This is a genomic window from Vibrio sp. HM8-C, assembly GCF_058630515.1.
Map to the genome: position 1 here is coordinate 26,953 of NZ_JBMMKS010000026.1, position 8,417 is coordinate 35,369.

Sequence of the window (8,417 nt, forward strand, 5' to 3'; positions counted from 1 at the left end):
TGCTTCTCCTGCATCTAATTCCTTGGCTAATGCACCAAAGAATACTTCATTTCTGCCAGTGTTTATAAGTTATAAATAAGGATCGCGCATCTGCGATCCTTATATTTTTTTATTATGTTTACTTAAGCTCTCTTGGGGAGAGCTTTGATATTACTTTTTCGCTTCGTTTAGCGCTCTGATACGGCTAGCCAAAGAGTAAAGACGGATGAAGCCGCCAGCATGGCTTTGGTCGTAAACTTCGTCTGCACCGAAAGTTGCGAACTCTTCTGAGTACAGGCTGTTTTCAGAACGTTTTTGTGTTGCTGTTGCTTGGCCTTTGTAAAGCTTGATAACCACCTCACCGTTAATGTCTTCAGCTAGTGCATCAGCAGCAGCAAATACTGACTTACGTAGTGGAGTGAACCAACGACCGTCATACACTAGGTGAGAAGCTTTGATACCGATTTCTTCACGGAACTCAAAAGAAGCTTTGTCTAGAACAAGTTGTTCAACTGCACGTAGCGCTTCCATCATGATAGTGCCCCCCGGAGTTTCGTAACAACCACGAGACTTCATGCCTACTAGACGGTTTTCAACGATATCGATACGACCGATACCATGTTTTACACCTTTCTCATTGAGTGCAACAAGTGCTTGGTATGGAGAGAGCTCTTTACCATCTACTGCAACCACTTCGCCTTTGCTCACTTTTAGAGTGACGTATTCAGCTTCGTTTGGTGCTTGTTCTGGGTCAACAGTCCACGCCCAGCAATCCGCGTTTGGTGCATTCCAAGTGCTTTCCAACACGCCACCTTCTGTTGAGATGTGCCATGCGTTCGCATCACGAGAGTAGATTTTAGTCAAAGACGCAGCACATGGGATGTTACGTGCAGCTAGGTAGTCCAGACACTCTTCACGGCTCACTAGATCCCATTCACGCCAAGGAGCGATAACATGTAGATCTGGTGCTAACGCTGCAAATGCACCTTCGAAACGAACTTGGTCATTACCTTTACCTGTACAGCCGTGAGCCAGTGCATCCGCACCCACTTTACGAGCGATTTCTACTTGTGCTTTCGCAATAACAGGACGAGCCATAGAAGTACCTAGAAGGTATTTACCTTCGTAGTACGCACCAGTTTTTAGTGTTGGGTAGATGTACTCTTTTACCAATTCTTCTTTCAGGTCAACCACGTAACACTCTGAAGCACCAGAAGCGATAGCTTTTTCTTCAATACCAACAAGCTCTTCTGCACCTTGGCCAACATCAGCAACGAATGCCACTACTTCACACTCGTAGTTCTCTTTCAACCATGGAATGATTACTGATGTATCTAGACCGCCAGAGTAGGCTACGACAACTTTTTTGACTTGAACTTTGCTCATTTTATATCTCCAAATATCTGGCTCTGCACTTGGCGGTCAGGGCTCAGGATTCCTTTAAATTCGTATGTTTAACTGTTCTTAAAGTGGCTGTTGTGGGTTGAAACAGCCATTTCTAAATCACTATTTCTAATTCACTATTGAGGCAAAAACTGAGTACCGATGCTTTCACCTGCGAATAACTTGGCAAGTTTTTCAGGATAACGCCATGTCGCCACTTCAATAGGACGACCAAGTTCTTTCGCCGCATCCAACGCTGCATTCACTTTTACGATCATGCCATCGGTAATCACTTTTCCTTCAATCAGGCTTTTTGCCTTTGATTCATCAAGTGATGGAATTAGATGACCTTTACCGTCCAAAACGCCACTCACATCTGAAAGTAGAACTAACTCGGCATCCAATGCACTCGCCACAGATACTGCAGCTTGGTCAGCATTCACATTCATCATTTGACCGTCTTTTGTCAAACCGATAGAGCTGATAATTGGCACAACGCCAGCTTCAAGTAGAAGCTTAGTGACGGTTCCGTCACCCGCAGTTGATTTACCTACCGCACCCAATTCTGGGTCAAGCTCTTCAACCACACATAAACCGCCATCTGCCAGACATAAACCGACCGCGTTTAAGCCATCTTTAATTGCCTGACCTTGAAGCATCTTATTCGCAGTACCTGCTAACGCGCCAGCAATCACACCAATTTGGTCATAAGGCGTTACACGTAAACCGTCTTTTTTAACAGTTGGTAGCTGCAACTTCGCCATCAATTCATCCACAAGGTAACCGCCACCATGGACGATAACAATTCGTCGTTGAGCTTGGGCTTGATACTGTGCGATTGCGCTAAAAAGCTTACTTAGCGTCTCTGAACAAGACAGAGCTGCGCCGCCTAACTTAATCACCAATGGATCTAGTTTTGTATCCGTCATATATAACCCTTACACCAGAGCTGTTAGCTCATCGAAACCGTAGTGAATGTTTAAACACTGCATCGCTTGACTCGATGCACCTTTTAATAAATTGTCGATTGCTGAAACAACAATCACATGCTCGCCCTGCACTTTCCAACCGATATCGCAGAACGGAGTAAATTCAACGTCTTGGATACGTGGTAATGAATCCAAGCATAGACGAACAGCAGGTTTGCCTTGGTAAGCTTGCGTGAATGCTTGCTTCACTTGTTCAGCCGTTACACCTTGCGCCAACTTCATAGTGATAGTGGCTAAGATACCGCGTTTGAAATTACCTAAATGAGGTGTGAATATCACTTCACGCCCAAGATGAGTGGCAATTTCAGGTTGATGGCGGTGATTAAACACGCCGTAAGGCTGCAAACTCACTTCACAGAAGCTATTAGTTAGTGTCGCTTTGCGACCTGCACCTGATACACCGCTAGTCGCATTGATCACTGGCCACTGCTGTAAATCTAATAAATCACTTTCAATTAAAGGCTTAATCGCCAATTGTGAAGCGGTTGGGTAACAACCAGCTACTGCAATTAACTGACTTTGCTTGATGTTATCTAGATTCCACTCAGCTAAACCATAAGCGGCTTTTTTTAACCAATCAGCATGCTGATGTTCAAAGCCATAGTACTGAGTATAGAAACTTTCACCATCCACACGGTAAGCACCTGAAAGGTCAAACACCTGACAACCATTCGCAAGAAATATCGGTGCAATGTCGTGGCTCACTTCGTGTGCCGTTGCCAGAAACACTACGTCACACTCTTGTGCAGTTTTTTCTACATCAACAAGAGGTTGCACAGGCAGATCGAGTAAACCTGCTAGCTTACCGTGTAGCTGACCAATTGACTTTCCTGCATCAGCGCTGTTGGCTGAAACGTATAAACCTGATAGCGTGAGCTCAGGGTGTTTGTGCACCATAAGAGCCAATTCTGCTCCGGTATAACCGCTTGCGCCGATGATGGTGGTTTTTAACATCTCAAAACGTCCTAAATCGAGTAAAAAATCGACAATTAAAAGTGACTATAAATATTTAAAATCAGCACTTTTATCGGTTTTTTATTCACTAAAAGTGATTTAATATGTGTTTTACAGTTTCAACGTAATTCTGTCAATAGTAGGAGCAAATAATATATGCAATTGCCAAGTTTCCTTGAGGTTTATGAAGGTCTTATTTCAACCTCATCCATCAGCTCCACCGATAGTCGTTGGGATGAAGGCAACGAGAAAGTTATCGCCAAATTGGCCGATTGGTGCAGCGCTTTGGGCTTTCAAGTGGACGTGGTTCAAGTCGCTCCAGGTAAACAAAACCTCATTGCTAAAAAAGGCGAAGGCGAAGGTGGCTTATTATTATCAGGCCACAGCGATACAGTTCCTTTCGATGAGGGTCGTTGGAACTACAACCCACATGCGCTAACTGAAGCAAACAACCGCTTCTATGGTTTAGGCACAGCGGACATGAAAGGCTTCTTTGCTTTTATTCTAGAAGCTGTGAAGAAAGTTGACTGGAGTAAACAGAAAAAGCCTCTTTATATATTGGCGACTTGTGATGAAGAGACCACGATGCTCGGCGCTCGTCACTTCACACAGAACACACCATTCAAACCGGATTACTGCATTATCGGTGAGCCAACCAGCTTAGTGCCTGTCCGTGGACATAAAGGTCACGTAGCCAATGCAATAAGAGTGACGGGTAAATCAGGCCACTCTTCAAATCCGGCATTGGGAGTCAACGCCATAGAGATCATGTACGAAGTGCTCTTCGCTCTAATGCAACTACGCGACAAGTTAGTGAAAGAGTATCACCATCCCGGTTTTGATATTCCAAGTCCAACCTTAAACCTAGGGCATATCCACGGTGGTGACAGTCCAAACCGTATCTGTGGTTGTTGTGAACTTCACTATGATGTTCGCCCACTCCCTGGCATCAGTTTGGATGGCCTAGACAACATGCTGCGCAGTGCGCTGACTCAAGTACAAGAAAAATGGCCGGGAAGAATTGAGATTGAACCACTGCATGACGCAATTCCGGGGTACGAATGTGAGCATGACCATCCTTTTATTGCAGGGATCAGCGAAATCACCGGTGTTGAAGCACAAACGGTTAACTATTGTACCGAAGCGCCATTCCTACAAGAGTTATGTCCGACACTGGTAATGGGTCCGGGATCCATCGACCAAGCTCACCAACCTGATGAATTTTTGGCCTTCGAGTTTATCGACCCGACTATCAATGTCCTTTCTAAAGCAATGTACAAATATTGCTTCTAATTGCCGTTTTTAACTAACAAACAACAAGACGAACCACATTCATAACAATGTGATAAACGTCTTGTTGTTTTGTAAGAAATTTCCAACAAATACCCTAAATTGAGCAAACTTACATTGCATACAATAGAGTAAAAACTAGCAAAGATATCACCAGCATCATTTGACTAGACTGGGCAATCTTCGATAAATTGTCCTTCTAACAAAAAACACAGGATGTAATTTTTTTACAAGGCAGGATGACAATGAACGAGAAATACTCTGCACTCAAAAGTAACGTGAGCATGCTCGGACATCTTCTGGGTAAGACCATTCAAGATGCAGATGGCGACGTTATTTTAGAGAAAGTAGAAACCATCCGTAAGCTTTCAAAATCTGCAATGGCAGGTAATCAAGCAGACCGGAATCTACTTATTGAAGAGATAAAAAGCCTTCCAAACGATCAACTGACTCCAGTTGCTCGCGCTTTTAACCAATTTTTGAATTTGACCAATATTGCTGAGCAATACCACACCATTTCACGTCATTGTGAAGAGAACGTGTGCGAACCAGATGCGATTCACGCTCTGTTTTCCAAACTCAGCCAGAATTCAATTAGTAAGCTCGATACGGCTCAGGCACTTAGAGAACTTAATATAGAGCTTGTATTAACGGCTCACCCAACTGAAATCACTCGTCGTACGATGATCAACAAGTTGGTGAAAATAAATGAGTGCCTGTCTCGCCTAGAGTTAACTGAACTTTCTTCTAAAGAACGCCGTAAAACTGAGCGTCGTCTAGAACAGTTGATTGCTCAAAGCTGGCATTCAGACGTTATTCGTCAGCAACGTCCAACACCACTAGACGAAGCGAAATGGGGCTTCGCAGTGGTAGAAAACTCGCTGTGGCAAGCGGTACCAGAATTCCTACGTGATCTAAATGAACGTGCAAAAGAGTACTTAGGTGAAGGTCTGCCACTAGATGCTCGCCCTGTTCATTTCTCATCATGGATGGGTGGTGACCGTGACGGTAACCCATTTGTGACTCACACCATTACTCGCGAAGTGCTACTGCTTTCTCGTTGGAAAGCGGCTGACCTGTACTTAGGTGACATTAACGAGCTAGTCAGCGAGCTATCAATGACGAAGTGCAGTGATGAACTGCGTCAGCTTGCGGGTGAAAACGAACACGAACCATACCGTGCAATCCTTAAAGGCATTCGTTCGCTACTTCAAGAAACACTAGAGATTCTGGACGCGAAAATTCACGGTCAAAAGCTAGCCGTTAAAGCTCCGCTGCGTGATATCAGCCAACTTTGGGATCCACTGTTCGCTTGTTATAAGTCTTTGCACGAATGCGGTATGGGTGTCATTGCTGATGGTTCACTATTAGATACTCTACGCCGAATTAAAGCATTCGGTGTTCACCTAGTTCGTCTTGATATTCGCCAAGAAAGTACTCGCCATGCGGATGTGCTATCAGAGCTCACTCGCTACCTAGGCATAGGTGATTACAACCACTGGAGCGAGCAAGACAAGATTTCATTCTTAACCAATGAGTTAAGCTCTAAGCGCCCTCTTCTTCCTCGTGATTGGGAACCTTCTGAGCCAGTCAAAGAGGTTCTTGATACCTGTAAGATCATTGCCGCACAGCCTCGGGCTGCGTTCGGTGCTTACGTTATTTCTATGGCTCGTACAGCGTCTGATGTACTGGCAGTGCATCTACTGCTTCAAGAAGCAGGCTGTCCTTACCGTATGGATGTATGTCCACTGTTCGAAACATTAGATGACTTGAACAATGCTGAAGACGTTATCAAGCAGCTAATGAGCATCGACCTATACCGTGGTTTCATCCAAAACCATCAAATGGTAATGATCGGTTACTCTGACTCAGCAAAAGATGCAGGTGTAATGTCTGCGGGTTGGGCTCAATACCGCGCAATGGACTCACTGGTAAAAGTATGTGAACAAGAAGGTATTGAACTGACCTTGTTCCATGGTCGCGGCGGTACAATCGGTCGTGGTGGTGCCCCTGCTCATGCGGCACTGCTATCTCAGCCACCGAAGAGTCTTAAAGGCGGCCTTCGAGTTACTGAGCAAGGTGAGATGATCCGCTTTAAGCTGGGTTTACCTGAAATCGCAGTAAACAGCTTTGATATGTACGCAAGTGCGATTCTAGAAGCGAACTTGCTACCACCACCAGAGCCAAAACAAGAATGGCGTGAACTGATGGACGCACTATCAGAAGTTTCTTGTGAAGCTTATCGTCATGTGGTTCGTGGTGAGCCTGATTTTGTTCCTTATTTCCGTCAAGCTACGCCAGAACTTGAACTGGGTAAATTGCCACTAGGCTCTCGCCCAGCAAAACGTAACCCGAATGGCGGCGTTGAAAGCTTACGTGCGATTCCTTGGATCTTCTCTTGGAGTCAAAACCGTTTGATGCTTCCAGCTTGGTTAGGTGCGGGCGAAGCTATTCAGTACTCTATCGATAAAGGTCATCAAGCACTGCTTGAAGAGATGTGCCGCCAATGGCCATTCTTCTCTACTCGCCTTGGTATGCTTGAGATGGTGTACACCAAGTGTAGCGTTGATTTGGCTCGCTACTACGATGAGCGTCTGGTTGATGAGAAGTTACGTCCATTGGGCCAACGTCTGCGTGAACAGCTTCAGAAAGACATTAAGACTGTTCTGAATGTTGAGAACAACGAGAACCTGATGCAAAGTGATCCTTGGGGTCAGGAATCTATTCGTCTACGTAATATCTACGTAGAACCGTTGAACATGCTACAAGCAGAATTGCTGTACCGTACTCGCCAATCTGAAACGCCAGCTACCGAACTGGAAGAAGCGTTGATGGTGACGATTGCTGGTATCGCAGCAGGTATGCGTAACACAGGCTAATTGACAATATTATATATTGTAATCACACCAAAAGGTCGCAACTATGCGGCCTTTTATTTTGCCTATAATTTTTATTGAGAATAATATCAGTTTTTTGAGTCAAATTATCCTCGTATTCTACTTTATGCTTATTATTTAGATATACTACTGCACCTCTACGATACCTACACTTATAAAAAGAGATCGTAGCGAGGTATGCAAACGCATAACTACCTCTAGGTGATAAACGGCTTTAAGGTGACATGAAAAGCACATTTGTGCTGATTTTGCTTAAGTTTTCTAACCATTCAGTTTTTTAAAAAACGCGTGCCATTAGAAGCACAAATGATAGTTAAGCAATTTTTTACTTACTTAACCAATTTGGATAATAAAGACATGTCATTACCACACGTAATTCTCACTGTTTTAAGCACACGTGATGCGACGGGATACGACATCACTAAAGAATTTTCAGCAAGTATTGGTTACTTCTGGAAAGCCAGCCATCAACAAGTTTACCGCGAACTAAACAAAATGGGCCAACAGGGTTTGGTTACGTGTGTTTTAGAACCGCAAGAAGGTAAACCTGATAGAAAAGTCTATTCAATTACAGATTCAGGCCGTAGTGCGTTAGGTGAATGGTTCGACCAACCAACTGCTCACCCAACGGTACGTGATGAGTTCAGCGCTAAACTGATTGCTTGCTCTGTTCAACCATCAACACCTTTTAGAAACCAACTAGGTGAGCTGATTGAAGAGTCTCGCAAACTAGTTGCACACTATCAGGAAATTGAAGCAGCCTACTACGCAACACCTGCAGTTTTAGATAAACAGCAGCGTTTAGAGCGTTTAACTCTGCGTCGTAACCTGTTACTTCGTCAGGCTTGGATTGATTGGGCAGAAGAAGTACTGACTGAACTTGATGCTATTGGCTAATTCGCCGATACGCTCAAAAGCTTCATAG

At 44.3% G+C, this 8,417-nt stretch carries 6 protein-coding genes; 3 read left to right on the plus strand and 3 right to left on the minus strand.

Annotated features, from left to right (window positions below; translation table 11 throughout):
• Nucleotides 1-150: 150 nt before the first annotated feature.
• The 3 genes from ACOSVQ_RS20165 to argC form a co-directional block, all read right to left on the minus strand.
• Complete coding sequence (locus tag ACOSVQ_RS20165) at nucleotides 151-1,365, minus strand: argininosuccinate synthase (RefSeq protein WP_491984219.1); 1,215 nt, start codon at nucleotides 1,363-1,365, stop codon at nucleotides 151-153.
• Between the two features lie 134 nt (nucleotides 1,366-1,499).
• On the minus strand, nucleotides 1,500-2,291 hold the full coding sequence (gene argB, locus ACOSVQ_RS20170; protein ID WP_491984220.1) for an acetylglutamate kinase: 792 nt from the start codon (nucleotides 2,289-2,291) through the stop codon (nucleotides 1,500-1,502).
• 9 nt (nucleotides 2,292-2,300) lie between these two features.
• Nucleotides 2,301-3,305, minus strand: a complete 1,005-nt coding sequence (gene argC / locus ACOSVQ_RS20175; protein WP_491984221.1) for an N-acetyl-gamma-glutamyl-phosphate reductase — start codon at nucleotides 3,303-3,305, stop codon at nucleotides 2,301-2,303.
• Between the two features lie 156 nt (nucleotides 3,306-3,461).
• Between argC and argE the strand changes: the two genes are divergently transcribed.
• The 3 genes from argE to ACOSVQ_RS20190 all read left to right on the plus strand — a co-directional run bounded on the left by argE (nucleotide 3,462) and on the right by ACOSVQ_RS20190 (nucleotide 8,389).
• The gene (gene argE / locus ACOSVQ_RS20180; RefSeq protein WP_491984222.1) at nucleotides 3,462-4,598 is read left to right on the plus strand and encodes an acetylornithine deacetylase; all 1,137 of its coding nucleotides are present in this window, start codon (nucleotides 3,462-3,464) and stop codon (nucleotides 4,596-4,598) included.
• A gap of 242 nt (nucleotides 4,599-4,840) precedes the next feature.
• Nucleotides 4,841-7,474 (plus strand): phosphoenolpyruvate carboxylase, encoded by a 2,634-nt coding sequence (gene ppc, locus ACOSVQ_RS20185; protein ID WP_491984223.1) that lies wholly within the window; start codon nucleotides 4,841-4,843, stop codon nucleotides 7,472-7,474.
• A gap of 375 nt (nucleotides 7,475-7,849) precedes the next feature.
• On the plus strand, nucleotides 7,850-8,389 hold the full coding sequence (locus ACOSVQ_RS20190) for a PadR family transcriptional regulator (RefSeq protein WP_491984224.1): 540 nt from the start codon (nucleotides 7,850-7,852) through the stop codon (nucleotides 8,387-8,389).
• The last annotated feature ends 28 nt before the right edge of the window (nucleotides 8,390-8,417 follow it).